The sequence below is a fragment of the Brevundimonas sp. UBA7507 genome, assembly GCF_002478355.1.
GTDB lineage: Bacteria > Pseudomonadota > Alphaproteobacteria > Caulobacterales > Caulobacteraceae > Brevundimonas > Brevundimonas diminuta_D.
The window spans coordinates 323,012-349,806 of the sequence record NZ_DLNP01000013.1 but is presented as its reverse complement, the minus strand read 5'-3'; the positions used below and the strand labels follow the sequence as shown (position 1 = coordinate 349,806).

The 26,795-nt window shown below is 63.7% G+C and carries 25 protein-coding genes and 1 tRNA gene; 10 read left to right on the top strand and 16 right to left on the bottom strand.

Features of this window, described 5'->3' with window-relative positions; genetic code table 11:
- Positions 1–100 precede the first annotated feature (100 nt).
- Positions 101–634: a hypothetical protein gene (locus B3D50_RS09145; protein WP_286950880.1), complete on the bottom strand. Its 534-nt coding sequence runs from the start codon at positions 632–634 to the stop codon at positions 101–103.
- A gap of 286 nt (positions 635–920) precedes the next feature.
- On the opposite strand from B3D50_RS09145, the gene B3D50_RS09140 reads away from it, so the two are divergent.
- Positions 921–4,142 (top strand): TonB-dependent receptor domain-containing protein, encoded by a 3,222-nt coding sequence (locus B3D50_RS09140; protein WP_286950879.1) that lies wholly within the window; start codon positions 921–923, stop codon positions 4,140–4,142.
- A gap of 75 nt (positions 4,143–4,217) precedes the next feature.
- Here B3D50_RS09140 and B3D50_RS09135 read toward each other — a convergent pair whose 3' ends face one another.
- Complete coding sequence (locus B3D50_RS09135; protein ID WP_286950878.1) at positions 4,218–4,745, bottom strand: hypothetical protein; 528 nt, start codon at positions 4,743–4,745, stop codon at positions 4,218–4,220.
- Between the two features lie 274 nt (positions 4,746–5,019).
- Here B3D50_RS09135 and B3D50_RS09130 point away from each other — a divergent pair, with 274 nt between their 5' ends.
- Positions 5,020–8,016 carry a TonB-dependent receptor domain-containing protein gene (locus B3D50_RS09130; RefSeq protein ID WP_286950877.1) on the top strand — a complete coding sequence of 999 codons (2,997 nt, stop codon included), beginning with the start codon at positions 5,020–5,022 and terminating at the stop codon, positions 8,014–8,016.
- Between the two features lie 209 nt (positions 8,017–8,225).
- Here the strand turns inward: B3D50_RS09130 and B3D50_RS09125 are convergent.
- The 4 genes from B3D50_RS09125 to B3D50_RS09115 form a co-directional block, all read right to left on the bottom strand.
- Positions 8,226–8,302: transfer RNA gene (locus B3D50_RS09125), tRNA-Asp, on the bottom strand.
- 103 nt (positions 8,303–8,405) lie between these two features.
- Positions 8,406–8,834: an N-acetyltransferase family protein gene (locus tag B3D50_RS09120; RefSeq protein ID WP_313413715.1), complete on the bottom strand. Its 429-nt coding sequence runs from the start codon at positions 8,832–8,834 to the stop codon at positions 8,406–8,408.
- Between the two features lie 4 nt (positions 8,835–8,838).
- Positions 8,839–8,949 (bottom strand): GNAT family N-acetyltransferase, encoded by a 111-nt coding sequence (locus B3D50_RS15790; RefSeq protein WP_409516080.1) that lies wholly within the window; start codon positions 8,947–8,949, stop codon positions 8,839–8,841.
- The gene (locus B3D50_RS09115) at positions 8,946–11,123 is read right to left on the bottom strand and encodes a S9 family peptidase (RefSeq protein WP_286950875.1); all 2,178 of its coding nucleotides are present in this window, start codon (positions 11,121–11,123) and stop codon (positions 8,946–8,948) included. Before B3D50_RS09115 ends, B3D50_RS15790 begins: the two co-directional genes overlap by 4 nt.
- Before the next feature lie 73 nt (positions 11,124–11,196).
- On the opposite strand from B3D50_RS09115, the gene B3D50_RS09110 reads away from it, so the two are divergent.
- Entirely contained in the window at positions 11,197–12,027 is an 831-nt protein-coding gene (locus B3D50_RS09110) for a trypsin-like serine peptidase (protein WP_286950874.1), read from the top strand.
- On the opposite strand, the gene B3D50_RS09105 is transcribed toward B3D50_RS09110, so the two are convergent.
- The 3 genes from B3D50_RS09105 to B3D50_RS09095 form a co-directional block, all read right to left on the bottom strand.
- Positions 11,982–12,632, bottom strand: a complete 651-nt coding sequence (locus B3D50_RS09105; RefSeq protein WP_286950873.1) for an energy transducer TonB — start codon at positions 12,630–12,632, stop codon at positions 11,982–11,984. The genes B3D50_RS09110 and B3D50_RS09105 overlap by 46 nt on opposite strands.
- Positions 12,633–12,713: 81 nt before the next feature.
- A complete protein-coding gene (locus B3D50_RS09100) occupies positions 12,714–13,433 on the bottom strand; it encodes an energy transducer TonB (RefSeq protein ID WP_286950872.1) in 720 nt (239 codons plus the stop codon).
- Positions 13,434–13,553: 120 nt separating this feature from the next.
- Entirely contained in the window at positions 13,554–15,338 is a 1,785-nt protein-coding gene (locus tag B3D50_RS09095; protein WP_286950871.1) for an acyl-CoA dehydrogenase, read from the bottom strand.
- A gap of 137 nt (positions 15,339–15,475) precedes the next feature.
- On the opposite strand from B3D50_RS09095, the gene B3D50_RS09090 reads away from it, so the two are divergent.
- Positions 15,476–16,414: an L-threonylcarbamoyladenylate synthase gene (locus B3D50_RS09090; protein ID WP_286950870.1), complete on the top strand. Its 939-nt coding sequence runs from the start codon at positions 15,476–15,478 to the stop codon at positions 16,412–16,414.
- Here the strand turns inward: B3D50_RS09090 and B3D50_RS09085 are convergent.
- The 4 genes from B3D50_RS09085 to B3D50_RS09070 all read right to left on the bottom strand — a co-directional run bounded on the left by B3D50_RS09085 (position 16,411) and on the right by B3D50_RS09070 (position 20,609).
- Positions 16,411–17,433: a patatin-like phospholipase family protein gene (locus tag B3D50_RS09085; protein WP_286950869.1), complete on the bottom strand. Its 1,023-nt coding sequence runs from the start codon at positions 17,431–17,433 to the stop codon at positions 16,411–16,413. The two genes, B3D50_RS09090 and B3D50_RS09085, sit on opposite strands and share 4 nt — an antisense overlap.
- Positions 17,434–17,473: 40 nt before the next feature.
- Positions 17,474–18,271 carry a 3-hydroxybutyrate dehydrogenase gene (locus B3D50_RS09080; RefSeq protein ID WP_286950868.1) on the bottom strand — a complete coding sequence of 266 codons (798 nt, stop codon included), beginning with the start codon at positions 18,269–18,271 and terminating at the stop codon, positions 17,474–17,476.
- A gap of 65 nt (positions 18,272–18,336) precedes the next feature.
- Positions 18,337–19,110, bottom strand: a complete 774-nt coding sequence (gene yaaA, locus B3D50_RS09075) for a peroxide stress protein YaaA (RefSeq protein ID WP_269297982.1) — start codon at positions 19,108–19,110, stop codon at positions 18,337–18,339.
- 95 nt (positions 19,111–19,205) lie between these two features.
- On the bottom strand, positions 19,206–20,609 hold the full coding sequence (locus B3D50_RS09070) for an FAD-binding oxidoreductase (RefSeq protein WP_286950867.1): 1,404 nt from the start codon (positions 20,607–20,609) through the stop codon (positions 19,206–19,208).
- A 77-nt stretch (positions 20,610–20,686) separates the two neighbouring features.
- Between B3D50_RS09070 and B3D50_RS09065 the strand changes: the two genes are divergently transcribed.
- The 3 genes from B3D50_RS09065 to B3D50_RS09055 all read left to right on the top strand — a co-directional run bounded on the left by B3D50_RS09065 (position 20,687) and on the right by B3D50_RS09055 (position 22,610).
- Positions 20,687–21,121: an NUDIX hydrolase gene (locus B3D50_RS09065; protein WP_286950865.1), complete on the top strand. Its 435-nt coding sequence runs from the start codon at positions 20,687–20,689 to the stop codon at positions 21,119–21,121.
- Positions 21,122–21,191: 70 nt separating this feature from the next.
- Positions 21,192–22,148 carry an SPFH domain-containing protein gene (locus B3D50_RS09060; protein WP_409516083.1) on the top strand — a complete coding sequence of 319 codons (957 nt, stop codon included), beginning with the start codon at positions 21,192–21,194 and terminating at the stop codon, positions 22,146–22,148.
- Between the two features lie 3 nt (positions 22,149–22,151).
- Complete coding sequence (locus B3D50_RS09055) at positions 22,152–22,610, top strand: NfeD family protein (protein WP_286950863.1); 459 nt, start codon at positions 22,152–22,154, stop codon at positions 22,608–22,610.
- Here B3D50_RS09055 and rnhA read toward each other — a convergent pair.
- Positions 22,607–23,059 (bottom strand): ribonuclease HI, encoded by a 453-nt coding sequence (gene rnhA, locus B3D50_RS09050; protein ID WP_286950862.1) that lies wholly within the window; start codon positions 23,057–23,059, stop codon positions 22,607–22,609. The genes B3D50_RS09055 and rnhA overlap by 4 nt on opposite strands.
- A gap of 113 nt (positions 23,060–23,172) precedes the next feature.
- On the opposite strand from rnhA, the gene B3D50_RS09045 reads away from it, so the two are divergent.
- Genes B3D50_RS09045 through tatC form a run of 3 tightly spaced genes read left to right on the top strand, consistent with a single transcriptional unit; the run spans position 23,173 to position 24,871 of the window.
- Positions 23,173–23,388: a twin-arginine translocase TatA/TatE family subunit gene (locus B3D50_RS09045; RefSeq protein ID WP_003164813.1), complete on the top strand. Its 216-nt coding sequence runs from the start codon at positions 23,173–23,175 to the stop codon at positions 23,386–23,388.
- Positions 23,389–23,411: 23 nt separating this feature from the next.
- Positions 23,412–23,987, top strand: coding sequence for a Sec-independent protein translocase protein TatB (gene tatB, locus B3D50_RS09040; protein WP_286950861.1), 576 nt, complete (start codon positions 23,412–23,414; stop codon positions 23,985–23,987).
- Positions 23,984–24,871, top strand: coding sequence for a twin-arginine translocase subunit TatC (gene tatC, locus B3D50_RS09035; RefSeq protein ID WP_286950860.1), 888 nt, complete (start codon positions 23,984–23,986; stop codon positions 24,869–24,871). Before tatB ends, tatC begins: the two co-directional genes overlap by 4 nt.
- Positions 24,872–24,980: 109 nt before the next feature.
- Here tatC and glnA read toward each other — a convergent pair whose 3' ends face one another.
- Positions 24,981–26,390, bottom strand: a complete 1,410-nt coding sequence (gene glnA, locus B3D50_RS09030; RefSeq protein WP_286950859.1) for a type I glutamate--ammonia ligase — start codon at positions 26,388–26,390, stop codon at positions 24,981–24,983.
- Positions 26,391–26,449: 59 nt separating this feature from the next.
- The gene (locus tag B3D50_RS09025) at positions 26,450–26,788 is read right to left on the bottom strand and encodes a P-II family nitrogen regulator (RefSeq protein WP_046653933.1); all 339 of its coding nucleotides are present in this window, start codon (positions 26,786–26,788) and stop codon (positions 26,450–26,452) included.
- Positions 26,789–26,795 lie beyond the last annotated feature (7 nt).

The window sequence follows — 26,795 nt, the reverse complement described above, 5'->3', positions numbered from 1 at the left end:
TCCCTGCGTGTGCGAATCCAGCAGCCGCTTCTCCACAAAGGAGAGCGGCTCGCACCATAGCCGGACTCGAGAGTAAGCGCGTGCCGTTTGCTTTTTTAGACTACTGCCGCTTGACGCGAACTGCCCGGCTCTTGCCGGCGGTTAGCAGGTAACTGCCCAGAGCTGCGCGGCGCACCCTGACTTCTATGCCGCTCCGATTCTGGAAACGGACAGGCGCAGAATCGATCTGCCGCCATTCGCCGCCGTCAGCCAGACGGAAGGTCCATTTGCCCTCATGATCCTGACCGGCGCTCACCAAGGTCGTTTCAACGGAGTCGACCTCCGGCTCAGCATCCGTCCCGCCGCCGCCTCGGCTGAAGAGCGCAGGAAGGGCTGGAGCGCTGAAGCCGAAGAGCTGGCGCCGTGCTTCGCGAATCTGTTGGCGCTCCATCACCACCAGTTCGCCTTGGCGTTCCGCCGTATCCAGGGCGTCTGCCGTTCGGTCGAAGCAGGCCAGGCGAACGGCGGCGTCCGGCATGGCGCGACATTCGGAAAGATCGCTCAGGAGCGTTGAACGTTCAGAGGACTGAACTTGCGCCAAAGTGTCGCAGCTGAGGCCAAATGTGCCGATCGCGGCGACGCAGAAGGTCAACATTATTCGCATTCTTGGCCCATCCCGAAATCATGATTTTGAAGATATCGGATCATCGCATGAGATTTGGCGAAATGTCATCCGAGTCATTGCGTGGCGAAATTGCGACATGCTGAAGGCTCAGTCGTGAATCTGATGTAATTTGCGTGGCCTGTAGTCGCGTGTCGTGGCTACTTTTCGATCGGGTATCGGGCGCGCCTTATAGCTTAGGTGATGGTCGAGATTATCCCGTGGTCGACGGATGGGGGTGGACCTCATCAGAGTCGTCCACAACTTAGGAGGATAAGCTTTGAATTTTCAGATCAAACGTGAGCGTCTTCTGGCGTCGACGATGATCGCGGGCCTTGCGCTGGTCGGCTTCGCCGCGCCGGCTGCAGCCCAGACCACGCCGAGTCCCGAGGCCGATCAGCCGAGTCAGGTGAGCGACATCGTCGTGACCGGCTCGCGCCTACGTCAGCCGAACCTGACCACTACAAGCCCTGTGACCCAAGTCACGGGCGAAGACATCGACGTCCAGGGCGTGACCCGCGTTGAAGATCTGGTCACCCAACTGCCTCAGGCTTTCGCTGCCCAGAACTCGACGGTCGCCAACGGCGCCTCTGGCACGGCGACGGTGTCGCTGCGGAACCTCGGCTCGTCGCGCACTCTGGTGCTGATCGACGGCAAGCGGATGGGGTATGGCTCGCCGCAGGACGATGCAGCGGACCTGAACCAGATTCCCGGCCAGATGGTCGAGCGCGTTGAAGTGCTGACCGGCGGCGCCTCGGCTGTCTATGGTTCGGATGCCATCGCGGGTGTGGTGAACTTCATCATGCGCAAGAATTTTGAGGGCATCGAGATCGATGCCCAATATGGCTTCAACCAGCACAACAACGATTATGACGGCGTGGGCAACCTGCGCGACGTTATTCAACGTCGCTCCGCCTCGAACCCATCGCAGTTCCAGTTGCCCGACGATAACGTCTATACGGGGTTCAGCCGTGAAGTGAACCTGCTGATGGGCGTCAATGCCCCTGATGATCGTGGTAATATCACGCTATATGCTGGCTATCGTAAGAACAACAAGGTGTTGGGGCGCGACTACGATTATTCGTCCTGTTCTCTTTCGGCGCCAGCAGCTAGTACGCCTCCGGGTGAGTTTAACTGCGGTGGTTCTGGCACGTCATTTCCCGGCCAGTTTACGGATTTCGGCGGCAATGAATTCCTGATCGATATCGATAACGATCCCACAACGGATGATGTTGACGTCAACCCGCTGCCGAGCTTCGCCTATACCGTGAACGGTACAGGCTTCCGCAACTATGTTGGCGCGACGGATGCATACAATTTCGGTCCGTCCAACTATTTTCAGCGGCCGGATGAGAGGTACACGCTGGGGGTTTTCGGTCACTACGATGTGACTGACAAAATCGAAGTGTATACTCAGCTGATGTTCAACGATTACTCCACGATCGCTCAGATCGCGCCATCGGGTAATTTCTTTGGCGAGTTCAAGAACGGTTTCCGCACTACCGATGGGTCGTCGTTTATCAACTGCGACAGCCCTCTTCTGAATGCGCAGCAGGCGACCAATCTTGGATGCGGGGCGCAAGCTACGGCCGCCTACAACACCTGGGTGATCCAAAACGACAACAAGACGTTCTCGCTGTCGTCCCCGGGGGCGACTACGCCTGGCGGCAATGAGGCTTTCCGCCTGTTGGAAGACCCTAACCTGGTGCCGTTGTACATCGGGCGACGTAACGTTGAGGGCGGCGGACGTCAGTCCGACATCCGCTTCGAATCGTATCGTGGCGTGATCGGAGCCCGAGGCGATCTAAATGACGCCTGGAGCTACGATCTGTCGATCCAGTATTCTCGTGCGCAGTACACCAATATCTACCGCAACGAATTCTCGAATACACGGTTGGCGCGTGCTCTCGATGTCGTGCTGGATCCCAGCACCAATACGCCGGTTTGCCGTTCGGTGCTTGCCGGTATCGACGCTGATTGCGTTCCCTACGATATCTTCAAGCCAGGCGGCGTGTCGCAAGCGGCTCTGAACTATCTGCAGGTGCCGCTGGTCGCGACGGGTTGGACGACCCAGCAGGTGGCTTCGGGTTCGTTGACGGTTGATTTGGGCGCCTATGGAGTGAAGTCGCCTTGGGCCACGCGGAGCGTTCAGGCGGCCTTCGGCGGCGAGTATCGCCGAGACGCTCTGGATCTGACGCCTGACGTGTCGTTCTCGACGGGGGACGGCGCCGGTCAAGGCGGTCCGACGCTGGGCCTGAATGGTGCGAACCAGGTTTACGACGTCTTCGTTGAGGCTCAGATCCCGATCGCCGAAGGCATGGCTTTCGCCGATCAGCTGTCGCTCGACTTAGCTTACCGTCACTCGGAGTATGATCTCGGCGGCGGCACGGATTCCTGGAAGATCGGCGGCGACTGGGCGCCTATTCCTTCGCTTCGTTTCCGAGCCAGCGCGCAACGCGCGGTTCGAGCGCCGAACGTCATCGAACTGTTCACCGCGCAGGGCTTCAATCTTTTCGATATGGATGATGATCCCTGCGACTTCACCGACCCGAACGAAGATGGCACCGCGTCGCAAGCTGCCTGCGTGGGCACCAATCCTTGGCAGGTGTCGCAAGGCCAAGCTGACGGCGGCAACCTGAGCAGCCCGGCCGGCCAGTACAATGTCCTGCAGGGGGGGGAGACGAGCCTGACGCCGGAAAGCTCCGACACCCTGACTTTGGGGGTGGTGTTCACGCCGGAGTTCCTGCCGGGCTTCAATCTGACGCTCGACTACTTCGACATCCAGATTGACAATCTGATCTCATCGGTCGGCCCGCAGAACGCATTGGACGCCTGTTACGAAGGCGGCTTCATGACGGCCTGTAACAATATCCAGCGGAACGCCAACGGCCAGCTTTGGGTCGGCACCGGCAATGTGGTGGATCTGAACACCAACATTGGCGGTCTGAAGACTTCGGGCGTCGATGTCGCCGCCAACTACAACGTCGATCTGGCTGACTTTGGCTGGAGCGGCGTCGGCAGCTTGGGCTTCGCCCTGATCGGTACTTGGCTGGATAAGCTTGAGACCGACACCGGTCTGGGTCTGGCCCGATCGACGTATGACTGTGCGGGGTTCTACGCCAACCAGTGCGGCGTGCCGAACCCCGAGTGGCGTCACCGCTTTCGGGTTGACTGGAACACGCCGATCGACGGCCTGAACCTGAACGGCACGTGGCGGCATTACGGCGAGGCCGAGATCGCGGTTCTGGGTTCGGATGGTAGCCTGAACAACTCGCCGAGCGACCGTATTGATCGCGTTCTGGATTCTCAGAACTATTTCGATCTGGCGGGCACTTGGCAGATGCGGGATAATATCTCTCTGCGCGCTGGCGTGAATAACGTCTTCGATTCCGATCCGCCGCTGTCCTACAGCGTCGGCACGACGGGTAACAACAATACCTACCCGCAGCTGTATAACGCCATGGGTCGCTACTTCTTCTTTGGCGTCACGGCAAACTTCTGAGGATTTGTTGGATGGCAAGAAGGCGGCGGATTACATATCCGCCGCTTTTTTGTGTTTCGTAGGGCTGCTTTTTGATTACTCGCGCCGCACCCGGACGGCTCGATTCGAGCCGAGATTAAGAAAGTAGCTGCCTAGTGCCGCCTTGCGGACGCGAACCTCTTCCCCTTGGCGAGCCCTACGGTTGGCGACACGCGTGTTGTCGATCTGTCGCCATGTCGAGCCGTCTGCAAGGTGGAAAACCCAGGCCCCGTTCGCAGCGGCGGTGGCGCGCTCCAGCGTTGTCTCTAGGCTTTCTATGGCATCTCCTCCGAACATGGCCGGAAGGTTAGGCGCGGAGAAGCCGAAGACCGCTCTCTTGGCGGCCTCAACCTGCGCGCGCTCCATAATCACAACCTCACCGCTGTTCGCTGCGGCGCGTAGAGCGGCCATGCGCTCGTCGTAACAGGTCAGTCTTTGTTCGTTTGCGGTGAGGCCCTGACATTCGGACAGTCTTTCGAAAGCGGTGGGGCCGCTTTGGGCCTTAGCGCTTCCGGCGATGAGCAGGGAGAGGGTGATAATGGCCAAAAAGCGGCAAATGGGGGGAGATATTGCCAATATTTCCATGACTTTTGAAATTCTATTTTGAGTTGAGGGGCGGTTTGTAAGTGTCAATTTCTAGGCTATTTGGATACTTATGTGGCGATTTTGAGACACGTGAGGGGCTAACTCGCGTCAATATCGTAAAGGTCAATGAACAAGTTCAAATATGAAGATAGATGCAAAGTCAGCCGCGGTTTCGAATCGCTAGAAATTGAGGCTGGGTTGGGGGTGTCGGCGTTTTTGGGAATATCCGCTTTCCGCTGCGCTCCTTCATTTAATGGAGGAAGAATTGATTTCCATGGAACATCGCAAGCGATTGCTAGCGACCACGATGATTGCCGGAGTGGCTGCTATCGGCTTCGCTGCGCCTGCGTTCGCGCAGAGTGCGCCGCAGGAGGAGGTCTCCCGCGTTGATGAAGTCGTGGTGACCGGCTCGCGCATCGCCCGTCGCGATGCGGTCGCCGAGAGCCCGATCCTGACTGTCCAACAGGAGGACATGACGCACTCCGGTTCGACTACGGTTGAGCAGTATCTCAATACCCTGCCGCAAGTGACTGCAGGCCTTAGCTCGCAGTCGAACAACCCGAGCTCGAACGGCCGCGCCTTTATCGATCTGCGCGGTCTGGGGTCTGGCCGTAACCTGGTGCTGATGGACGGCCGTCGTCCGATGGGCTCGACCGCTGGCGGCACGGTCGATGTCAATACCATTCCTGCGGCTCTGATCGAGCGCGTCGAGATCATCAGCGGCGGCGCGGCCTCGACCTACGGTGCGGACGCCGTGTCGGGCGTGGTCAACTTCATCATGAAGAATGACTTCGAAGGCATTCAGATCGACTCCCAATACCGTCTCACCGAAGAAGGTGACGGGCAGGAGTGGGGCACTGACATTACCTTTGGCGGCCAATTCGGCGACGGTAAGGGGAATGCGGTTTTCAACGCCAGCTACTTCAACCGTGAGGTCATGTACAAGGGCGCGCGTGATTTTGCTTCGCAAGCCTCTACAACGACGGCGATCTTCCCTGGCGGTTCGGTTGCGCTAGGCGCTAACACGCCGACGCAAGGGGTCGTGAATGGCCTCTTTGGCGGCCCGAACAACTGCGACGCTTCGGGCGGCTGGGCCGGTTTCGGATTTAATCCGGATGGAAGCCTGTTCTGTACGGGTCTGGAAACGAGCAGCGTCTACAACATGTACGGCTATAAGGGGCCGGAATCTGCTGTAGCCACGAATTTCGCACCGAACATCTTCTCGTACAACTTTGAGCCGGACAACATCCTGGTCCTGCCGATGGAACGTTGGAACCTGTTCACGCGCGTGAACTATGAGCTCAACGACCACTTCAAGCCTTACGTCCAGGCGCTGTACACCAACTATAACGCCAAGCAGGAGCTCGCTCCGACGCCAGCCGGCGGTTCGACGGGCTGGAACGTGGCGGTCAGCAATCCGTTCATTGGATCGCAACTAGGATCGCTTCTGGCGGCGCGCGCTCGTCCGAACGATCCGTTCGCCTTCTCGAAGCGCTTCAACGACTTGGGCGGCCGTACTGGCTTCAACACCCATGACGTCTGGCAAGTCCTGTTGGGCACCAAGGGATCGCTGCCCCGCACCAATACCTGGACCTATGATGTCTATGCTTCGTATGGCCGCACATCGCTGAACGAAATCCAAGGCGGAAATGTTCGCCGCGACCGCGTCGGCCAGTTGCTTGGTCATATCGACGCCAAGGGGGCGACGGAAAGCCAGGCCGACTATGACGCGCGCGTCGCCGCTTTCCGGGCTCCGACGGTCGCTCAGCAAGCAGCCCTTTCTGGCGGCGCTTGCCCTAACGGCCTCAACCTGTTCGGCGCCGCGCCGATCGATGCCAGTTGTGCGGCTTGGGTCAGCCTTGAAGCCAAGAACCTGACCGTTGTTGAGCAGTCCGTGGTTGAAGCTGTTGTCAACGGTGATCTGTTCCAACTGCCCGCCGGCCCGGTTCAGGGTGCTTTCGGCGCCAGCTATCGTGAACTGGATTTCGACTTCCGTCCGGATAGCGGGCTGCAGCCTGGTCTAGTGGCTGGTTTCAACCAGCAGCTGCCGACTTCTGGCTTCTTGAACTGGAAAGACATCTTCGCCGAACTGTTGGTGCCGGTCGTTAAGGATGTAGCTTTCGCCAAGGATGTGTCGCTGTCGCTTGGCTATCGTGTTTCGGAGAACTCCCATTCGGGCACGACCAATAGCTGGAAGGCCAATCTTGAGTGGGAAGTGAATGACTGGCTTCGCGCACGCGGTGGTTATCAGACGGCGGTTCGCTCGCCGACGATTTCGGAACTATTTGCTCCTCAGGTGAACAACTTCCCGTCCTTCAACCGCCTCGATCCGTGTGACGTTCGCTTGCCGGCTACTGCAGCATACAGCCGCAATGGCCCGAACGGCGCCAAGATCGCGCAACTGTGCCAGACGCAGTCGGCTGTGGCTGGCGGCGCCAACTTCACCTGGTCGGGTCAGATTCCCGCAATTACGGGTGGCAATCCGGATCTGAAGCCGGAAGAGGCCAATTCTTGGACCGCTGGCTTCGTGGCGCGTTCGCCGTTCAGCACGGGCGGTTGGGCTGATAGCCTCTATCTGTCGGTGGACTATTGGTCGATCAAGATCGAAGACGTTATTGCTTCGATCGGTGTCGGCACGATCGTTCAGCGCTGCTTCAACCTGGATAACGCGAACCCGACCTACGACCCCAACAACGATTGGTGCCGTCTGTTTGAGCGCAACCAAGCCAACGGCTCGGTGCAGAATGTCGTCCAACTGTCGCGTAACCAGGCGATGACGGAAACCAGCGGCGTTGACTTCAACTTCGGTGTTGGTTTCGAACTGGGTGGCGCTGGAGCGTTGGACTTCAACGTTCTGTCGACCTGGGTCGAAAAGTACGAATCCCAGACCACTCCGCTGGATCCGGTGCGTGACTTTGTTGGCACCATTGGTACCGGCACGGGGTCGGCCACGCCGGAATGGCGTCATACCATCAGCACGAGCTGGCGCTTGGACCCGTTCTCGGTCACGGGTACGGCTCGCTTCATCGACGAGATGGTGCATAGCAACACTGTCACGGGCGGTTCCGGTACTGGCGTGGATTCGATGTGGTATTTCGATCTGCGTGCAACCTATGACGTGAATGACGCCGTGTCTCTGCGTGTGGGTGTGAACAACCTGTTCGATGAGCAGCCGCCGCTGTATTCGCCGAATATCCAGGCAAACACCGACCCGTCGACCTATGATGTTCTGGGTCGCCGTTACTTCGTGGGCCTGACTGCGCGCTTCTAATAGAAAAGATATCTTGAATACTGGACGGCGGATCGATTGATCCGCCGTCTTTTTTTATGAGCGTTGGCTTGCTGAACGGACGCACCTTACGAGCGCCGAGAGACGAGACGAAGCGAGTGTCGTCATGTTGAAACGACACATTATGATGTTGTGTAATGGAGAATTTGAAGGCGGGAGCAGCGCGCCACTCCCTCATTTCTGAGAAGGAGTGGCGCGAGTGACGGGGCTCGAACCCGCGACCTCCGGCGTGACAGGCCGGCACTCTAACCAACTGAGCTACACCCGCGTTTCTCTCCCCGCGAGGAGGAGAGGAGGGGCGAATACGGTTCGTCGCGCTTTCGGTCAAGCGCATTGTGGCGCTTTTACTAAAAAATCTGCGAATTCAGACTCTAGCAACCGCAATCCAGGCCTTCGGCGTCGGGCGGAGCCGCGCCGCCGAGGCCGAGCGCCTTCTGCATGAAGACGACGTCGCGCCAGCCGTCGAACTTCCACTCGGCGTCGCGGAAAGCGCCGACGTGGATGAAGCCTGCGGCTTCATGCAGGGCGATGGAGCCGGTGTTGGCGCTGTCGCCGATCACCGCCACCACCTGACGCATTCCCAGGGCCTCGCAGGCCCTGAGCAGGGCGTCCAGCAGCGTCTTGCCGACGCCCCGTCCGCGAAACGCTTCGGCGACGTAGATCGAATCCTCGACCATGAAGCGATAGGCCGCGCGCAGGCGATAAGGCGCAGCATAGGCGTAGCCCGCGACCGCTCCGTCGATTTCGGCGACCAGAACCGGCAGACCTAGGGCCGCGGGTGCGGCTAAGCGCGCTCGCATTTCATCAGCACTGGGGGACGTCCAGTTCGAACGTCCCCGTGCCGTTCAGCACGCTGTCGGCGTAGATGGCTGTTACGGCCGCCAGGTCGGCTTCCGCGAACGGCCGGACGATCACGCCTTTTCCCAACCTTTTTCGACCGCCCAGACGGCGAAGGCGTAGTCGTGGGCGATGTCCTTCAGATAGTCGAAGCGGCCCGACGAGGCGAAGTGACCCGCCTCCATGTTGATCTTCAAGAGCACCGGCTTGCCCGAGGTCGAGGCCGGACGCAGCTTGGCCACCCACTTCTCCGGCTCCCAATAGGTGACGCGCGGATCGGACAGGCCGCCGGTCGCCAGCAGGGCCGGGTAGGGCTTGGCCTCGATCTGGTCATAGGGGCTGTAGCTCAGCATGTAGTCGTAGGCGGCTGCATCCTCGAGCGGATTGCCCCATTCAGGCCATTCCGGCGGGGTCAGGGGCAGGCTGGTGTCGCTCATGGTGTTGATGACGTCGACGAAGGGCACGCCGCCGATCACGCCCGCCCACAAGTCCGGCCGCATGTTGGTGACGGCGCCCATCAGGAGGCCGCCTGCGGATCGGCCTTCGGCGACGATGTTCCCGGCCTTGGTGTAGTTTTGCGCGATCAGGTGTTCAGCGGCCGCGATGAAATCGGTGAAGGTGTTCTTCTTGGTGAAGCGCCGGGCGGTCAGGAACCAGTTCCAGCCCTTGTCCGAGCCGCCGCGGATGTGGGCGATGGCGTAGATGAAGCCGCGATCGACCAGCGACAGTCGGTTCGTCGCGAAACTGGCCGCCATCGGTATGCCGTAGGAGCCGTAGCCGTAGAGCAGCAGCGGCGCCGAGCCGTCGACCGGCGTGTTCTTGCGGCGCAGCACCGTCACCGGCACCAGTTCGCCGTCAGAGGCCGGGGCGTTCAGCCGTTCGACCACATAGTCCGCCGGATTGTGGCCCGAGGGGATTTCCTGAACCTTGCGCAGGGTGCGTTCGCGCGTCTTCAGATCGTAGTCATAGGTCGAGGTCGGCGTGGACGGCGAGTTGTAGCCATAGCGCATGACCGTGGTGTCGAACTCCGACGCCCCGCCCAGCGACAGGGCATAGGCGGGCTCGTCCACGGCGATCTCATGCTCGGTGCCGGCGCGGTCGCGGATGACGATCTTGGTGTTGGCGTCGGCGCGTTCCTGACGTCCCAGATAGTCCTTCACCAGGGCCACGCCCTCGATGAAGCGACCGGGCGTGTGCGGGATCAGATCCTTCCAGTTGGCTTTGCCGGGCGAGGCGGTCGGCGCCTCCATGACCTTGAAGTCGACGGCGTCGTCGGCGTTGGTGCGGATCACCCAGCGGTCGCCCCAGTGGTCCAGGTCATACAGGCGACCGACGTGGCGCGGCTCGGCCACCACGGGCGCGGCGGTGGGATTTGAAGCCGGGATGATGCGGCTTTCCGACGTTTCCTGGTTGCCGATAGAGATGACGATAAAGGCGTCGTCGGCGGTGCGGCCGACGCCCTGGAACATGCCCTCGTCGATTTCTTCATTGACCAGCGTGGTTTCGCCGCCGCGCGCCGGGCGACGGAAGATCTTGTCCGGGCGGCCGCTGTCGTCGCGGTTGGTCCAGAAGATCCACTGGCTGTCGGGCGAGAAGGTGAAGTTGGCGCTGGCCGATTCGATCGGGTTGGGCAGCACCTCGCCGGTCGCCAGATCCTTCACATAGATCTTGTAGACTTCCGAACCCTGGGCGTCCTCGGCATAGCCGAAGAGGGCGTGGTCGGGGCTGTGCTCGGTCGCCGAGACTTCCGAATAGGCCTTGCCCTCGGCCAGCTTGTTGCAGTCCAGCAGGATGATCTCGCCATCCTTTTTCCCGCGGGGGCGGCGGCAATAGAGCGGATGCTGGTCGCCGGTGTTATAGCGGACGTAGTATTCCCACGGCCCGTCGGCGGCGGGGACGGAGCTGTCGTCCTCCTTGATGCGGCCCTTCATCTCCTCGAACATCTGCGCCTGAAGCGGCAGGGTGGAGGCCATCATGGCTTCGCGGTAGGCGTTCTCGGCGGTCAGGTGCTCCTTGACGTCGGCCTTGATCAGCGAAGGATCACGCAGCACGGCCTGCCAGTTGTCGTCCTTCATCCACTGATAGTCGTCGACGCGGACGCGGCCCAACTGTTCAATGCGGACGGGAACCTTCTTGGCGACGGGCGGCGTGGGTTTTGACATCGAGGCTCCGGTACTCTGGCGGGCAAGGGCGGGGGAGGCGGCGACCACGCCGACGGCGGCGGTCGAGGCGATCAGTTCACGGCGGTTCATGGCGTGGGCTTCCCCCTGGAATATGATTTGAGCTGGACCTTGTGCCCGGCGACGCTCGGCGTCAAATGGCGGCATGATCATTCAGGATCTTCCGCCCGAACAACCCGCTGTCGTCGCTCCGCCGCCCGAATGGGATCTGACGGTCGGCGTGATCAACGCCACTGTGCAATTGGATCAAGCCATCAGCGACGGCCAGAGGAAGGTCGGTACAGGTTTCCTTATCGCCGCGCCTCGGCCCGACGGCGCGCCGCGCGTGGTGCTGGTGACGGCGCGGCACGTGCTGGACGTCATGCCGGGCAATGAGGCGCGGATCGGCTGGCGCACGGCCGAGGCGGACGGCGCCTGGAAATTCACGCCGGAAAGCCTGACGATCCGCGACGCGAACGGCGCGCCGTTGTGGACCGCGCATCCGGAGCGTGACGTGGCGGTGATGGAGATCACGGCGCCGCCCGCCTTCGCCCAGGCGGCGATTCCCGCCGGATGGCTGGCTGACGCCGAGGCCTTCGATCGCTGGCGTATGGGACCGGGGGATGAACTTTTGGCGCTGGGCTATCCGCATGGGCTGTCGGCCAACCGGGCGGGCTTTCCCATCCTGCGGCTGGGGCGGATCAGCTCCTGGCCGCTGACGCCGATTCGGCACTTCCCGATCTTCCTGCTGGATTTCGTGGTGGCTCAGGGGAACTCCGGAGGGCCGGTCTTCTGGACTCCGGCGGCGCGCCGCGTGCCGGGGGCGCCGGTTCCCGACCACCCCTTTATCGCCGGTGTGCTGGTGCAGGAGGTTCAGAGCGGCGGACAGGGTATCGACCTGGGCGTCGTGGCCCACGCCGAATATGTACGCGAGACGATCGTCCTGCTGGATCAGTCGACCGCTACGCCCGAAACGCAGTCGAACGCCGCGCAGTAGCGGCGGCGCATTTCGTTTCTGATCGGGGCCGGGTCTTCCGGGCTGGCCTGGGTGACCTGAGCATGCCAGGCGTCCCAGCCGATCGGTTTCCGCGTCGGCAGATAGTCCACGCCGTGCAGCGCAAGGACGCGAGCGACCCCTGCGGCGTGCCAGGCTTTCTCAGCTTCAAGGTCGGGATACAGTTCGGCCATCCAGCCGCGCAGCAGCGCCGCCTTTTCGGGCGGCATCTCGTTGACCTTCCAATCCCGGATCGAGCGTTCGGCCGCAGAGCGGCTGCCGCTATAGAAGCTGTCGGTAAAGGTCTGGGCGACCTGGATATGTTCTGGGCCTGGTTCGGGGCCCTCCCACGGTTGGCGCAGCGGTTCGTTGTCTTCGTTCAGGATGTCGAAGGGCAGTTCGATGCTGAAAGGGACGCCCGCAGGCTGGGCGACGCGCCCTCGGAACACGACGGCCAGTGCGGCCTGCTGAAAGCCCGCATCGGCCGGCTTTGCCGACATGGCCGCGCACCTGGACAGAGCGCCGTCTTCATTATTGACGCACTCGAGCGTGACGGTTCCGTTGATCCGCAGGTCTCTGGCCAGGGCTGGGTAGTCGGCAGGCTTCACATCCGGCGCCGTCTCCCAATGTGCAGGTTCGACCAGCAGAGCCAAGGTCGCTAGAAGCGTAATCATGCGAGGAACTCCGGACTATTCAGGGGTGGCGACGGTTTCGGCCGTCGGCCCGCAATCGTAACGGGCGCAAAAACGGCGACGCAGTTCGATCATCGGTTCGCGAGGATAGAGATCGCGACTGGCCTCGTTCAACTGTGGAACCCAGGATTCAGTCCAGTCATCCGGCTGTTTGGGCGGCATGGCGTCCAGCCCGCGGACGGCCAGGACGCGCGCCGCGGCCAGAGCCCGTCGCTGACGCTCCGTCTCCAGGTTTCCGAACAGTTCGGCGATCCAGCCTTCGGTCGTCCGGCGCATCTCGGGCGGCATCTGATCCAGCCGCCAGTGGCGTCGCAAGCGGACGACCGGTTCGACGCTGCGTCGGGCGTAGCGACGGCCGCTTTCCAACTGTGCGGCGTTGGGCGTCGGGCCGGACCAGGGTGACGGCGGTGCGTCGCTGAATGGCGAGCTATTGAACGGCACGCGGACCTTGAACACGCGCTCTTCGGGCGAAATGTCGGGCAGGGCGGGCGTCAATCGCGCCCGCTGGATCACGCGAACGGCCGCCTCGGCGAATCCCAGCCCATCGGGCCTTGCGCGCATGGCGGTGCAGGCGCTGGGCAGGCCTTCGGCCGTCGCCAGACAGTTCACTTCGGCCCAGCCGCTGATGTTCATGGCGGCGGCGAACGGCGGAAAGTCGTCTGACGTCGGCGTAGGGCGTGCTACCCAGTCGACGGGCGGTTCTTCAGCGGCGAGCAATGGGCCGTTGAAAAGGACGGCCGTGATGAGGATCGTAGCGCTGAATATCGCTCTCATAAGAACGCCTCCCGCGCCTAGGTGGCACAGGAGGCGCTTTACGCTCAAGTCATAGAACAGCGATCAGCCCGCCAGGGCTTCGGCGCTCATGCGTTGCAGCAGGTCGCCGCCCTGTCCGACGGCGGCCAGACGGCTGGAGACGTGGCCCAGCACATTGGCGGCGTAGACTTCATAGAGGTCCAGCTTGCCCTGCAGCCAGACGGCGTCGCCGTCGTTGGCGTCCAGCTTCGCCTTGGCGGCAAGAGCGCCCTTGGCCAGCATCCAGCCGCCGACCACGTCGCCCATCAGTTTCAGATAGGCGTCGGCGCCCGCCAGAACGTCGGCGGCGCGGGCCGGATCCGACTTGGCGTCCAGCAGCCACAGGGTGGCGTCCTCGATCGCCTCGATGGCGGTGGCGAAACGCTCGACCGGCTTGCCGACATAGAGGCGGTCGATCTGGGCCAAGGTCGCCTTCATCTCGGCGATCAGGGCCTTGGCCGACTCGCCGCCGTCCATCGACAGCTTGCGCCCGACCAGATCCATGGCCTGGATGCCGTTGGTGCCTTCATAGATCGGGGCGATGCGGGCGTCGCGATAGTATTGGGCCGCGCCGGTTTCCTCGATGAAGCCCATGCCGCCGTGGACCTGAACGCCCAGCGAGGCGACCTCGCAGCCGACGTCGGTGGACCAGGCCTTGGCGATCGGGGTGAACAGGTCCTCGCGGCCCTTCCAGGCCTTGCGCTCTTCCTCGGTGGCGGCGTGGCGGGCCAGGTCGGCGGCGACGCCGGTGGACAGGCAGATGGCGCGGGCGGCGGCGACCTTGGCCTTCATCACCGACAGCATCCGGCGCACGTCAGGGTGGTCGAAGATCGGCGCGTCCTTCTCGCCCGTCCAGACGCTGCGGCCCTGACGGCGCTCCAGCGCATAGGCCAGGGCGTGCTGATAGGCGCGCTCGGCGATGCCGACGCCTTCGACGCCGACGGCCAGGCGGGCCGCGTTCATCATGACAAACATATGGGCCAGACCCTGGTTCGGCTGACCGACCAGTTCGGCGCGGGCGCCTTCATAGCTCATGACGCAGGTAGGCGAGGCGTGGATGCCCAGCTTGTGCTCGACGCCGACCGGGCGGAAGGCGTTGCGCTCGCCCAGAGAACCATCGGCGTTGACGGCGAACTTGGGCGTCAGGAACAGGCTGATGCCCTTGGGCCCGGCAGGGGCGTCGGGCAGGCGGGCCAGCACCAGGTGGACGATGTTGTCCGCCGCGTCGTGGTCGCCCCAGGTGATGAAGATCTTCTGGCCGCTCAGGGCGTAGGTGCCGTCGCCGTTGGGGACGGCCGTCGCCGTCAGGGCGCCCAGGTCCGAGCCCGCGTGCGGCTCGGTCAGCACCATGGCGCCGGTCCATTCGCCGCTGACCAGCTTGGGCAGGTAGGTCGCCTTCTGATGTTCGTTGCCGACCTGCTCCAGCGCCTCGATGGAGGCCAGCGACAGCATGGGGCACAGGCCGAAGGCCATGTTGGCCGAGTGGACGGTCTCATAGGCCGCCAGTTCCAGCGCCTTGGGCAAGGCCTGTCCGCCCGCCTCCGTCGAAGCGGTCAGGCTGGTCCAGCCGCCCGCTGCGAACTGTTGGTAGGCGTCGGCGAAGCCGGGGGCGGCTGTCACGGCGCCGTTGGCGTATTTGGCGCCCGCCAGATCGCCAGGGCGGTTCAGCGGAGCCAGAACCTCTTCCGAAAACTGCCCGGCGGCGTCCAGCACGGCCGAGGCGACATCGGCGTCGTAATCGGGAAAGGCGCCGGTCGCCGCCACCTGGCCGATCCCGGCCACGGCGTCGAGGGCGAAAGCGATGTCACGGACGGGGGCGCGGTAGCTCATCGGTTATCCTCAGAAAGACGTTGCGCTTCTGTCGGCCGCCGCGCCCTTGGGCGCAAGCCCGCTTGGACTTTGGTCGAGATTCCGCGCACTGTAGCCCCCTGTTTGAACGGCTGACGCCGCGTAAGGAAAGGCCGACCGTGCCCGCCGACCGACCCGCCAGGGGCGACAGCCCCGAAATCGCCGCCGAGGCGCTGAAGACGGGACGTCTGGTCATCCTGCCGACCGAGACGGTCTATGGGCTGGCGGCCGACGCCTCCAACCCTCAGGCGGTGGCGCGCATCTTCGAGGCCAAGGGGCGGCCGCGCTTCAATCCCCTGATCGCCCATGTCGCCAACGCCGTGGACGCCGAGGCTATCGCGGTGTTCGACGCCAAGGCGCGGGCTCTGGCCGAGGCCTTCTGGCCGGGGCCGCTGACCATTGTGGCGCCGGTGCGCGATCGCGAGCGGGTGTGCGATCTGGCGCGGGCGGGGCTGGACAGCGTGGCCGTGCGCGTGCCGGGCCATCCGCGCGCGCGGGCGGTCATCGGCGCCTTCGGCGGGCCGGTCGTCGCGCCCTCGGCCAACCGTTCGGGACGGCCCAGCCCGACGACTTTCGGCGACGCTCTGGAAGAGACGGGCCAGGCCGTTGGTGCGGCGGTAGACGGGGGCCCCTGCGCTGTGGGCGTGGAGAGCACCGTCGTCTCGGTGTTGGACGGTCAGGTCGCCCTGCTGCGTCCCGGCTCCGTCACGCGCGAAGAGATCGAGGCGGTCGCCGGGCCGCTGGCCGAAGGCGGGCAGGGGCATCGCTCTCCCGGCCGCTTGGCTCTGCACTATGCGCCCGACGCACCAGTGCGGATCGAGGCGGAGGGCGTCAGGGACGGCGAAATCCTGCTGGGGTTCGGCGCGGGCGTCGGCGATCCGCGTTGGAGCCTCAGCCCGAGCGGCGACCTGCGCGAGGCTGCGGCCAATCTGTTTCGTCTGTTGCGAGAGGCGGATCGTACTCGGCCTGTCGGGATCGCGGTGTCGCCCATTCCGGCGAAGGGGCTGGGCGAGGCGATCAACGACCGCCTGCGCCGTGCGGCGGGCTTCGTGGGCTAGAGAAACCGCGCCTTCACATCCACGCTGGACGCCTTGCCGACCTTGGGCAGGCAGGTCTCAAGCCAGGTGTCGGCCGCTGTCCGACCGTGCTGTTTCAACTCGTTCAGATAGCTCCACTCCGTGTCGAATTTGGAGTGAAGCGACTGGCCTCCCAGCCATTCGTCGGCCTCGATGACGTGGATGCGGATTCCACGCCGACGGTCTTCGCCGGGCTTCAGCTTGCCCTCGGCGATCAGATCCTGAACGAAGGCGACGGCCCTCAGTTCGGCGACCAGCGGGGCGTTGAAGACGATCTCGTTCAGACGGTCGTTGATGTCGCCCGCCTCGCGCGGGGCCTCGTCGCGCTGGAACGGATTGAGCGGCAGCAGAAGGATATCGTCCGGCGTGTCGGTGTAGAACAGCGGCCACAGCGCCGGATTGGCCAGATAACCGCCATCCCAATAGGGCTCGCCCTCGATCTCGACCGCTTGAAACAACTGGGGCAGGCAGGCTGAGGCCAGCAGCACCTCCGGCGCCATTTCTTCGGACTTGAAGATGCGCGAGCGGCCCGCGCGCACCGCCGTCGTCGACACGAACATCTGAATGGACGAGGCGCGCAGGGCCTCGAAATCCACCGCCGTCTCCAGCACCCGGCGCAGCGGGTTCAGGTTGAAGGGGTTGAAGGAGTAGGGGCTCATCGACAGGGCCAGCGTCTGTCCCGCCTGCCACATCGGCGTGCCCTTCAGCCAGTCCGGCGTCAGAGCCTTGGACCAGACGGCGCTGTCGCCGAAGACGTTGCGGCCGCCGGATTGGTTCACCTCGCGCCATAGGGTGTCGAGCGCCTCGCGACCGCCCTCGGCGCCGCCGCGCTTGAGCCCGGTGATCAGGGCGGCGGCGTTCATCGCTCCGGCCGAGGCGGCGGTGACGGCGCGCACGTCCAGCACATCGGCCTCAAGCAGTCGGTCCAGCACGCCCCATTGAAAGGCGCCGTGCGCGCCGCCGCCCTGCAGGGCCAGACAGACAGGTTTGCGTTTCGCCATCAGCCTCTCCGTCTTTCGGCCCGAGCGGCCGCTCAGAAGGCTATTGCGCCGTCCAGCCGCCGTCGACGGAGAAGTGGGCGCCGTTGGCCGAAGCGCCGAGGTCCGACGCCAGATAGAGGAAGATACCCGCCAGTTCGTCGGTCGTGACGAAGCGCTTGGTCGGCTGCGAGCCGAGAATGACGTTTTTCATCACGTCTTCCTCGCTCATGTTGCGGGTGCGGGCCTGATCCTGAATCTGCTTGGCGACGATCGGCGTCTCGACAAAGCCGGGGCAGATGGCGTTGCAGGTGATGTTCTCCTGCGCCAGCTCCAGCGCCACCGTCTTGGTGAAGCCGATCACGCCGTGCTTGGCCGCGACATAGGCCGACTTGAACGGGCTGGCGACCAGACCGTGGGCCGAGGCGACGTTGATGACCCGGCCGCGACCCTGGGCCTTCATGATCGGGATAGCCGCCTTGGTGGCGTAGAAAGCCGAGGACAGGTTGATGGCGATGATCTTCTCCCACGCATCGGCGGGGAAGTTCTCGACCGCTTCGACGTGCTGGATGCCGGCGTTGTTGACCAGGATGTCGAGACGACCCAACTCGCGCTGCGCCGTGGCGATCATGTCCTCGATCTGATCCGGCTGGGTCATGTCCGCGGGATGATAAAGGACGCGCACGCCGGTTTCGGCAGCCAGGTCCGCGCGCGTCTTCTCAATGGCCTCGGCGTCGCCCAGGCCGTTTAGCATCACATCGCCGCCGCATAGGGCCACGGCCCGCGCAAACGCCAGACCGATACCCGAGGTCGAGCCGGTGACGACCGCGACGCGGCCTTTGAGATCGTTCATCGCGAACATGACAGAAGGAACCCGTGGAAGATGTTGCTGCAACGCAACCTAACCGCAGTCGTTCAATCTGGCGATCAGGAATTTCCTTCCCTGATGAATATCCAGTCCGTGTCCGTCGAAAGACTCTTGTCGAAGCGATAGCCGTCACGATCAAAGGCTTTCAGATCCTCGACCTTTTCCAGGCGGTTCTCGATGGCGAAGCGGGCCATGCCGCCGCGGGCCTTCTTGGCGTAGAAGGAGATGATGCGGGCCTCGCCGTCCTTCTTCTCCTTGAAGTGGGGGGTCACGACCGGCAGCTTCAATGCACGCGCATCGACCGCGCCGAAATATTCGTGGCTGGCCAGGTTCACCAACGTCTGCTCGGCTAGTTTTCCGGCGTCTTCGTTCAGGCGCAGCGAAATCCGCTCGCCCCAGAAGTCGTACAGGGTGGCGCCGCGCTTGGTCTTCAGACGGATGCCCATTTCCAGCCGATAAGGCTGAATCGCATCCAGCGGCCGCAGCAGACCATAGAAACCCGACAGGATGCGCAGGTGATCCTGCGCCCAGTTTAGGTCGTCGACCGACAGTGTGCGCGCCGACAGCCCGTCATAGACATCGCCTGCGAAGGCGAAGACGGCCTGGAGCGCGCCTTCCGACGCATCGTTGTCGAAGGCCTGAAAGCGCTGATAGTTCAACTCGGCCAGGGCGTCGGAAATGGACATCAAGCGGCGTAGGTCTGCACGGCTGAGTTCGCGCGTCACCTTGGCCAGTTCGGCGGTCTCATCGGCGCATCGCCTCGGCGTCACGGGGGCGTCGATGGCGGGCGGATTGAAGTCCAGCTTTTTGGCCGGGGACAGGACGATCAACAAGACGATCGACTCCGTATGCGTCTCAAGAGCGGGCCTCATAGGCCGCTTCCACGAGGTTTTGAACCGCGAGAAACGTCACATACGGTCGCAAGCCCTCAAAAAAGAACCGCTGGATTCATGATCCGCTGTGGATCGATGGCCTGACGGATCGCCTGCATCGTGGCGACCTCAAGCGGCGATTTATAGCGACGGGCCTCGTCGGTTTTCAGCCGCCCCAGCCCGTGTTCAGCCGAAATCGAGCCGTCATAGCGAGCGACCACATCGTGGATGACCTCGGACCCTTCCATCCAGCGCGCGATGAAGGCGGCCACGTCCTCACCCACGCCGGGGATCACATCATAGTGAAGATTGCCGTCGCCGACGTGGCCAAAGACCGACACCCGGCAGCCGGGATGGAATTTTTCAACCGCCGCCGTCGCCTCGTCGATGAAGTCCGCGATTCGCGAGACGGGAACCGAGACGTCGTGTTTCCATCCGCCGCCTTCGGGCTTGAGGGCGGCCGAATGCTCTTCGCGCAGACGCCAGAATTCGGCCTTCTGGGCGTCGTTCTGGGCGATGGCGGCGTCGACGATCAGGCCTTCCTCGAAGGCGGCGGTCAGCAGGCGCTCCATCGCCGCCTCAGCGCCGTCCGGCTCGCCCGAGGCCAGCTCGATCAGCACATACCAGGGCGGCGTGGTTTCCAGCGGTTCGCGCGTGTCGGGGATGTTCTTCAGCACCAGGCTCATGCCCAGCCGCTTCATCAGCTCGAAGGCCTCGACCCCGCCGCCGGTCTCGGCCTTGGCGCGGGCCAGCAACACGACCGCGTCGTGGTGGCTCTCTAGTCCGACGATGGCCGTAGCGCGGCTGCGCATGATGGGAAACAGCTTCAGCGTCGCGGCCGTGATGACGCCCAGGGTGCCTTCGGCGCCGATGAACATCTGCTTCAGGTCATAGCCGGTGTTGTCCTTGCGCAGGCGCTTCAGGCCGTTGAACACCTGACCGTCGGGCATGACCGCCTCGATGCCCAGCACCAGGTCGCGCATCATGCCGTAGCGCAGGACGGCGGTGCCCCCCGCATTGGTCGAGATGACGCCGCCGATGGTGGCCGACCCCTCGGCCGCGAGGCTGAGGGGGAAGAAGCGGCCCTTCTCCTTCGCCAGTTCCTGCGCCTCCAGCAGGGTCACGCCCGCCTCGACCGTCATGGCGTCGTCCAGCGGCGTCACATCGCGCACGGTCCGCAGCCTGCGCGTGGACAGCAGCACCTCGCCGTAAGGGATTTGGCCGCCGACCAGGCCCGTGCCGCCGCCCTGCGTCACTATGGCTGTGCCGTGGCGGGCGCAGATCTCGACGGCGCGGGCGACTTCTTCGGTCGTGCGCGGTTGCAGCAGCAGCGGCGTCTCGCCGGTCCAGCGGCCGCGCCACTCCGTCAGCCACGGGGCCATCTCGGCGGCGTCTTGCGTCCAGGCGCCGGGCAGGGCGGCCTTGAGTTCAGCGAGGGATTCTGGCGTCGGGAGGGTCATATCGGCCTTGTGGCAAAAGGCGGCCCGTGGTGGAAGCGCAAAACCATGCCTTCTGGCGGTCAATTTGGGGGCAAAACATGATTCCGACACCAGCCGTGGGCGTGGTGTGCCTCAAAGGCGAGGAAGTGCTTCTGATCCGTCGCGGCACGCCGCCGCGCGCGGGCGAGTGGAGCCTGCCCGGCGGCCGCTTGGAGCCCGGCGAGCGCCTGGCCGCCGCCGCTCTTCGCGAACTGCGAGAGGAAACAGGCGTCGAGGCGGATCTGATCGGCCTGATCGATGTTGTGGATGGGCTGTTTCCAGAGGCGGGGCGACATTATGTCCTGATCGACTACGCCGCGCGCTGGACGTCGGGCGTGGTCGTCGCGGGCGATGACGCCGCCGATGCAGGCTTTTTCCCGCTCGAGACGGCTCTGATCATGGTCGACTGGGAAGAGACGCGACGCATCATTCGTATGGCGCGGCGAATGGCTGACGCGGATGTCATGCTGACGGAACCGGATTCTGTGGCGTGATGCACCCTGGGCGGCTAAGCTCTTTCTCCAACCGGAGGGCCTAATGAATTTTTCGCTGATTTTCTTTGTGATGTTCGCAGTCTTTGCGATCATCTTCCTGTTCAGCGTGATCAAGATCGTGCCGCAAGGCCGTGAATTCACGGTGGAACGGTTCGGCAAATACACCAAGACCCTGACGCCGGGCATCCATATCCTGACCCCGTTCGTCGAGCGCATCGGCCGCCGCATGAACATGATGGAGCAGGTGTTGGACGTGCCGACCCAGGAGGTCATCACCCGCGACAACGCCATGGTGAAGGTCGACGGCATCGTCTTCATCCAGGTGATGGATGCGGCCAAGGCGGCCTATCGCGTGGACGACCTGACCTACGCCATCGCCCAGCTGTGCATGACCAACCTGCGGACCGTGGTCGGCTCGATGGAACTGGACGAGGTGCTGAGCCAACGCGACAGCATCAACACCCGCCTGCTGCACGTCATCGACGCCGCGACCGAGCCGTGGGGCATCAAGGCCAACCGCATCGAGATCAAGGATCTGACGCCGCCGGTGGACATCACCAACGCCATGGCCCGTCAGATGAAGGCTGAACGCGAGCGCCGCGCCGTCATCACCGAGGCTGACGGCGAGAAGCAGGCCGCCATCGCCCGCGCCGAGGGCGCCAAGCAGGCCGCGATCCTGGAAGCTGAAGGCCGTCGCGAGGCCGCCTTCCGCGACGCCGAGGCCCGCGAGCGTGAAGCCGAGGCTGAAGCCAAGGCCACGGCCATGGTGTCGGAGGCGATCGCCCGCGGCGACGTCAACGCCATCAACTACTTCGTGGCCCAGAAGTATGTGGAAGCCTTCGCCGAGCTGGCCCGCAGCCCGCAGCAGAAGACGGTCATCGTGCCGTCGGAAATGGGCGCCCTGGTCGGCACCATTGCGGGCGTCGGCGAACTGGTCGGCCTGGCCAAGGAGCAGCAGCAGGTCCGCACGGACGCGCGTCAGGCCGCGCCGCGCCGTTCGGGCGGCGCCGTGCCGACGACGGAGTAGGACATGGACTGGTTCGTCTCCCTCTACGCCTCGCAGCCGTTCTGGTTGTGGCTGGCGATCGGCGTCGTCCTGCTGGGCATAGAGGCGGCGGCTTCGACCGAGTGGCTGTTGTGGCCGGCGGTGTCGGCGGGGCTGACGGCCCTGCTGTCCGCCTTGGCACCGCAACTGGGCCTGCCGGTCGAGATCGGCGTCTTTGCGGCGCTGACGGTGGCCTCAACCGTCCTGTCGCGTCGTTTGATCAAGCGGGTGAATCCCAAGGATCAGCCCGACATCAATGATCGCGACATCCGTCTGGTCGGCGAGCGCGCTCGGGTGGTCGAGCCCTTTGTCGGCGGGCGCGGCCGGGTCTTCGTATCGGGATCGGAATGGCCGGCCGAGATCGAAGGCGCTTCGCCCCTGGCGGGCGAGAGCGTCATCATCGAGTCGGTGTCGGGGCCTCTGCTGAAGGTGCGGGCGCTCTAGCGTCCGCGCATTTCCGCCACGCCGCGATTGGCCAGGCTGTCGGCCCGCTCGTTCAGGGCGTGGCCGGCGTGGCCTTTCACCCAGTGCCATTTGACTTCGTGGCGGTTGCGGGCCTCGTCCAGGCGCCGCCACAGGTCTTCATTCTTGACCGGCTTCTTGTCGGCTGTCTTCCAGCCGCGCGCCTTCCAGCCGCGAATCCATTCGGTCACGCCCTGCATGACGTATTTGCTGTCGGTGTGCAGATCGACGCGGCAGGGACGTTTCAGCGCCTCCAGCGCCATGATCGCGGCCATCAGCTCCATGCGGTTGTTTGTGGTCAGGGCCTCGCCGCCCCAGAGTTCCTTCTCGTGACCTCCGCCCGTTTGCAGGATCGCCCCCCAGCCGCCGGGGCCGGGATTGCCCTTGCAGGCGCCGTCGGTGTGGATGATGACGTGATCGTTGAGACTCATGGCCGCGATGCGTACAGCGTCCCTTGGCGCGTCGCCATCACTCAGCCTATATGACGCACAACAATCAGTCGGTGGGGCCGCGTCTCGGTGAGTCCCCTTGAGGAGGTATCGCCATGGGCTCCATGAGCATCTGGCATTGGGCCATCGTCGTCGTCGTCGTGCTGGTCCTGTTCGGCGGCCGCGGCAAGTTGTCGGGTATCATGGGCGACGCCGCCAAGGGCATTCGCGCCTTCAAGGACGGCCTGAAGGACGACACGGGCGCCAAGGACAAGGAAGCTCCGGGCGCCTTGCCGCGCACGGACGCCGAAAAAGAAGAACTGAACCGCTGATCCTCGCCGGAAGACGCTGAATCATGGGTGGTCTTGGCCCCGGAATCGGCGGGTTCGAAATCCTTGTCATCGGTCTGGTGGCCCTGCTTGTGGTGGGGCCCAAGGACTTGCCCATGCTCATGCGCCGGGTCGGCCAGTTCGTCGGCAAGGCGCGCGGCATGGCCAATGAGTTCCGCGCCAGCTTCGACGAAATGGCGCGCCAGTCCGAGCTGGACGACCTCCGCAAGGAGGTCGAGGCGTTGCGGTCAGGGCAGGGGATGTACGCCCTGGGCGCCGAGGCGGACGAAGCCTTCAAGGACATTCGTAAGGAGCTGGAGGCGCCGATCGGAGCGCCTGCCGTCGCTGCACCCGCCGTACCGGTCGCGGACGAGGCCCCTCAGCCCGTGGCCACGGGCGTCGATGAATGGCCGGATACTGCTCCGGACGCCGTTGCGCCTGAACCTGCGCCCAAATCCGTCGCCAAGCCGCGCGCCAAGAAGGTCGCCGCCGTCCCTGCCGACGCCGCCAAGACCAAGGCGCGTAAGCCGGCCGCCAAGCCTGGGCTGAAAGCTGACGCCGTTCGTCCCAAGGTCACGCGCACCAAGAAGGTTGATCTATGAGTCGCGCTGAACACGACGAAGCCGAGATCGAGGCTTCCCGCGCGCCCCTGATGGATCACCTGATCGAGTTGCGGTCGCGGCTGATGATCTGCGTGGTCGCCTTCGTCATCGCCTTCATCGGCTGTTTCGCCTTTTCCGAGGCCCTCTATCTATTCCTGGTGAAGCCCTATGTGGTCTCGGCCGCCTTCCACCAGACGGTAGGGGCTCACGGCCATGTGTCGCCGTTCAGCCTGATCCTGGGCACGGCCGGGCTGATCCCCGTGCCGGATGTGGATCACAACAGCGTAAAGCTGATCTACACCGCCCCGCTGGAGATACTGTTCACCAAGATGAAGCTGGCGGGACTGGGCGCCGTCATTGTGGCCTTCCCGGTGTTGGCCTGGCAGCTGTACCGCTTCGTCGCGCCGGGCCTGTATCGCAACGAGAAGGGCGCCTTCCTGCCCTTCCTGATCGCCGCGCCGGTGCTGTTCCTGCTGGGCGCGGCGCTGGTCTATTACGTCATGCTGCCGTTCGTGATGTGGTTCTCGCTGAGTCAGCAGATCATCGGCGAGGGCGTGGCGGCTGAACTGCTGCCCAAGGTGTCGGACTATCTGAACCTGGTGACGGCGTTGATCCTGGCCTTCGGTCTGTGCTTCCAATTGCCGGTCGTGATGACCCTGCTGGGGCTGGCGGGCCTGATCAACAGTCAGATGATGGCCAAGGGGCGTCGCTACGCCATTGTCGCCGTGGTCGTGGTCGCCGCCGTGGTCACGCCGCCCGATCCGATCAGCCAGCTGATGTTGGCTGTGCCGATGGTCCTGCTCTACGAGGTCTCCATCTGGTGCGTCCGCATCATCGAACTGCGCCGCAAGAAGGCCGATGCCGCTGACGGGCTGGCGGCCTGACGGTTTAGGACCAGCGCTCCTGGGCGGCTTTTCCTGATCGATAAGACAACACGAAAAAGCCCCGGACGGCGAACCGTCCGGGGCTTCTTGTTTCGGACTGATCCGGGGATCAGCAGCTGTAGTACATGTCGAACTCGACCGGGTGCGGGTGCAGTTGCAGCCGGGCGACCTCTTCCTGCTTCAGCGTGATGTAGGCGTCGATGAAGTCGTCATCCATGACGCCGCCCTTCTTGAGGAAGGCGCGGTCGGCGTCGAGCGCCTCAAGGGCCTCCTTCAGCGAACCGGCGACTTCCGGGATCGAGTGACGCTCTTCCGGCGGCAGGTCGTACAGGTTCTTGTCGGCGGCCGCGCCCGGATCGATGCGGTTCTCGATGCCGTCCAGGCCCGCCATCAGCAGAGCTACGAACGTCAGATAGGGATTGCCCATGGGGTCGGGGAAACGGGCTTCCAGGCGCTTGGCCTTGGGCGAGGTGACGTGCGGGATGCGGATCGAGGCCGAGCGGTTGCTGGCCGAATAGGCCAGCTTCACCGGCGCCTCATAGCCCGGCACCAGCCGCTTGTAGGAGTTGGTGGTCGAGTTGGCGAAGGCGTTGATGGCCTTGGCGTGCTTGATGACGCCGCCGATGTACCACAGGCATTCCTGCGACAGGCCGGCGTACTGGTCGCCGGCGAACTGGGGCTTGCCGTCCTTCCAGATCGACATGTGGACGTGCATGCCCGAGCCGTTGTCGCCGAACATCGGCTTGGCCATGAAGGTCGCCGACTTGCCATAGGCGTGGGCCACGTTGTGGATCACGTACTTATACAGCTGCATCCGGTCTGCCATGGTCAGCAGGTCGCTGAACTTCAGGCCCAGTTCGTGTTGCGCCGGGGCGACTTCGTGGTGGTGCTTCTCGGGGTCAAGGCCGAGATCTCGCATGACCGCCAGCATCTCGCCGCGCAAATCCTGGCCGGAATCGACCGGGTTGACCGGGAAGTAGCCGCCCTTGGTCGACGGACGGTGGCCTAGGTTGCCTTCGGCGTATTCGGCGCCCGTGTTTGCCGGCAGCTCGCTGGAGTCGAAGCTGTAGCGGGTGTCGTGCGGCGCGGTGTTCCAGCGCACGTCGTCGAAGACGAAGAACTCGGCTTCCGGGCCGAAGAAGACGGTGTCGCCCACGCCCGACGACTGGACATAGGCCAGGGCCTTCTTGGCCATCGACCGGCTGTCGCGGTTGTAAGGCTCGGCCGTGTCCGGGTTCAGGACGTCGCAGAACAGGAACAGGGTCGTCTGCTGATAGAATGGGTCGATGAAGGCGCTCGACAGGTCCGGTTTCAGCAGCATGTCGGACTCATTGATGGCTTTCCAGCCCGCGATCGACGAGCCGTCGAACATGGTGCCTTCTTCCAGGAAGTCCTCGTCCACCATGCCGATGTCGAAGGTCACGTGGTGGACGCGGCCGCGCGTGTCGGTGAAGCGAAGGTCGACGTACTGGACGTCCTTGTCCTTGATCTCTTGCAGGATCTTGTTGGCGGCGCTCATGGGGGGAGGTCCTGTAGCTGGGGAATTGAAATCGGCCGCCCCGAGGGGCGGCCGTCAGACTAGATGGCTTGGGCGCCGGTTTCGCCCGTGCGGATGCGGATGACGTCTTCGAGGGTGGTGATGAAGATCTTGCCGTCCCCGATCTTGCCGGTGCGGGCGGCGTTCTGAATCGTCTCGACCACGGCAGGGGCCAAGTCATCCGCCACCACGACCTCGATCTTGATCTTGGGCAGGAAGTCGATGACGTACTCGGCGCCGCGATAGAGTTCCGAATGGCCCTTCTGGCGGCCATATCCCTTGGCCTCCAGCACGGTCATGCCCTGCACTCCGATGTCCTGGAGAGCGTCTTTCACTTCATCCAGCTTGAACGGCTTGATGACGGCTTCAATCTTCTTCATCGCGGAT

Bases quoted from the DNA above. Each gene is read 5' to 3' on its own strand.
- B3D50_RS09110 (WP_286950874.1), top strand. From the start codon at position 11,197: ATGATCATTCAGGATCTTCCGCCCGAACAACCCGCTGTCGTCGCTCCG.
- B3D50_RS09070 (WP_286950867.1), bottom strand. From the start codon at position 20,609: ATGACCCTCCCGACGCCAGAATCCCTCGCTGAACTCAAGGCCGCCCTG.
- B3D50_RS09045 (WP_003164813.1), top strand. From the start codon at position 23,173: ATGGGCTCCATGAGCATCTGGCATTGGGCCATCGTCGTCGTCGTCGTG.
- B3D50_RS09115 (WP_286950875.1), bottom strand. From the start codon at position 11,123: ATGAACCGCCGTGAACTGATCGCCTCGACCGCCGCCGTCGGCGTGGTC.
- B3D50_RS09055 (WP_286950863.1), top strand. From the start codon at position 22,152: ATGGACTGGTTCGTCTCCCTCTACGCCTCGCAGCCGTTCTGGTTGTGG.
- B3D50_RS09080 (WP_286950868.1), bottom strand. From the start codon at position 18,271: ATGTTCGCGATGAACGATCTCAAAGGCCGCGTCGCGGTCGTCACCGGC.
- B3D50_RS09025 (WP_046653933.1), bottom strand. From the start codon at position 26,788: ATGAAGAAGATTGAAGCCGTCATCAAGCCGTTCAAGCTGGATGAAGTG.
- B3D50_RS09085 (WP_286950869.1), bottom strand. From the start codon at position 17,433: ATGGCGAAACGCAAACCTGTCTGTCTGGCCCTGCAGGGCGGCGGCGCG.
- B3D50_RS09130 (WP_286950877.1), top strand. From the start codon at position 5,020: ATGGAACATCGCAAGCGATTGCTAGCGACCACGATGATTGCCGGAGTG.
- B3D50_RS09145 (WP_286950880.1), bottom strand. From the start codon at position 634: ATGTTGACCTTCTGCGTCGCCGCGATCGGCACATTTGGCCTCAGCTGC.
- glnA (WP_286950859.1), bottom strand. From the start codon at position 26,390: ATGAGCGCCGCCAACAAGATCCTGCAAGAGATCAAGGACAAGGACGTC.
- B3D50_RS09065 (WP_286950865.1), top strand. From the start codon at position 20,687: ATGATTCCGACACCAGCCGTGGGCGTGGTGTGCCTCAAAGGCGAGGAA.
- B3D50_RS09060 (WP_409516083.1), top strand. From the start codon at position 21,192: ATGTTCGCAGTCTTTGCGATCATCTTCCTGTTCAGCGTGATCAAGATC.
- rnhA (WP_286950862.1), bottom strand. From the start codon at position 23,059: ATGAGTCTCAACGATCACGTCATCATCCACACCGACGGCGCCTGCAAG.
- B3D50_RS09135 (WP_286950878.1), bottom strand. From the start codon at position 4,745: ATGGAAATATTGGCAATATCTCCCCCCATTTGCCGCTTTTTGGCCATT.
- B3D50_RS09120 (WP_313413715.1), bottom strand. From the start codon at position 8,834: ATGCGAGCGCGCTTAGCCGCACCCGCGGCCCTAGGTCTGCCGGTTCTG.
- tatB (WP_286950861.1), top strand. From the start codon at position 23,412: ATGGGTGGTCTTGGCCCCGGAATCGGCGGGTTCGAAATCCTTGTCATC.
- B3D50_RS09095 (WP_286950871.1), bottom strand. From the start codon at position 15,338: ATGAGCTACCGCGCCCCCGTCCGTGACATCGCTTTCGCCCTCGACGCC.
- tatC (WP_286950860.1), top strand. From the start codon at position 23,984: ATGAGTCGCGCTGAACACGACGAAGCCGAGATCGAGGCTTCCCGCGCG.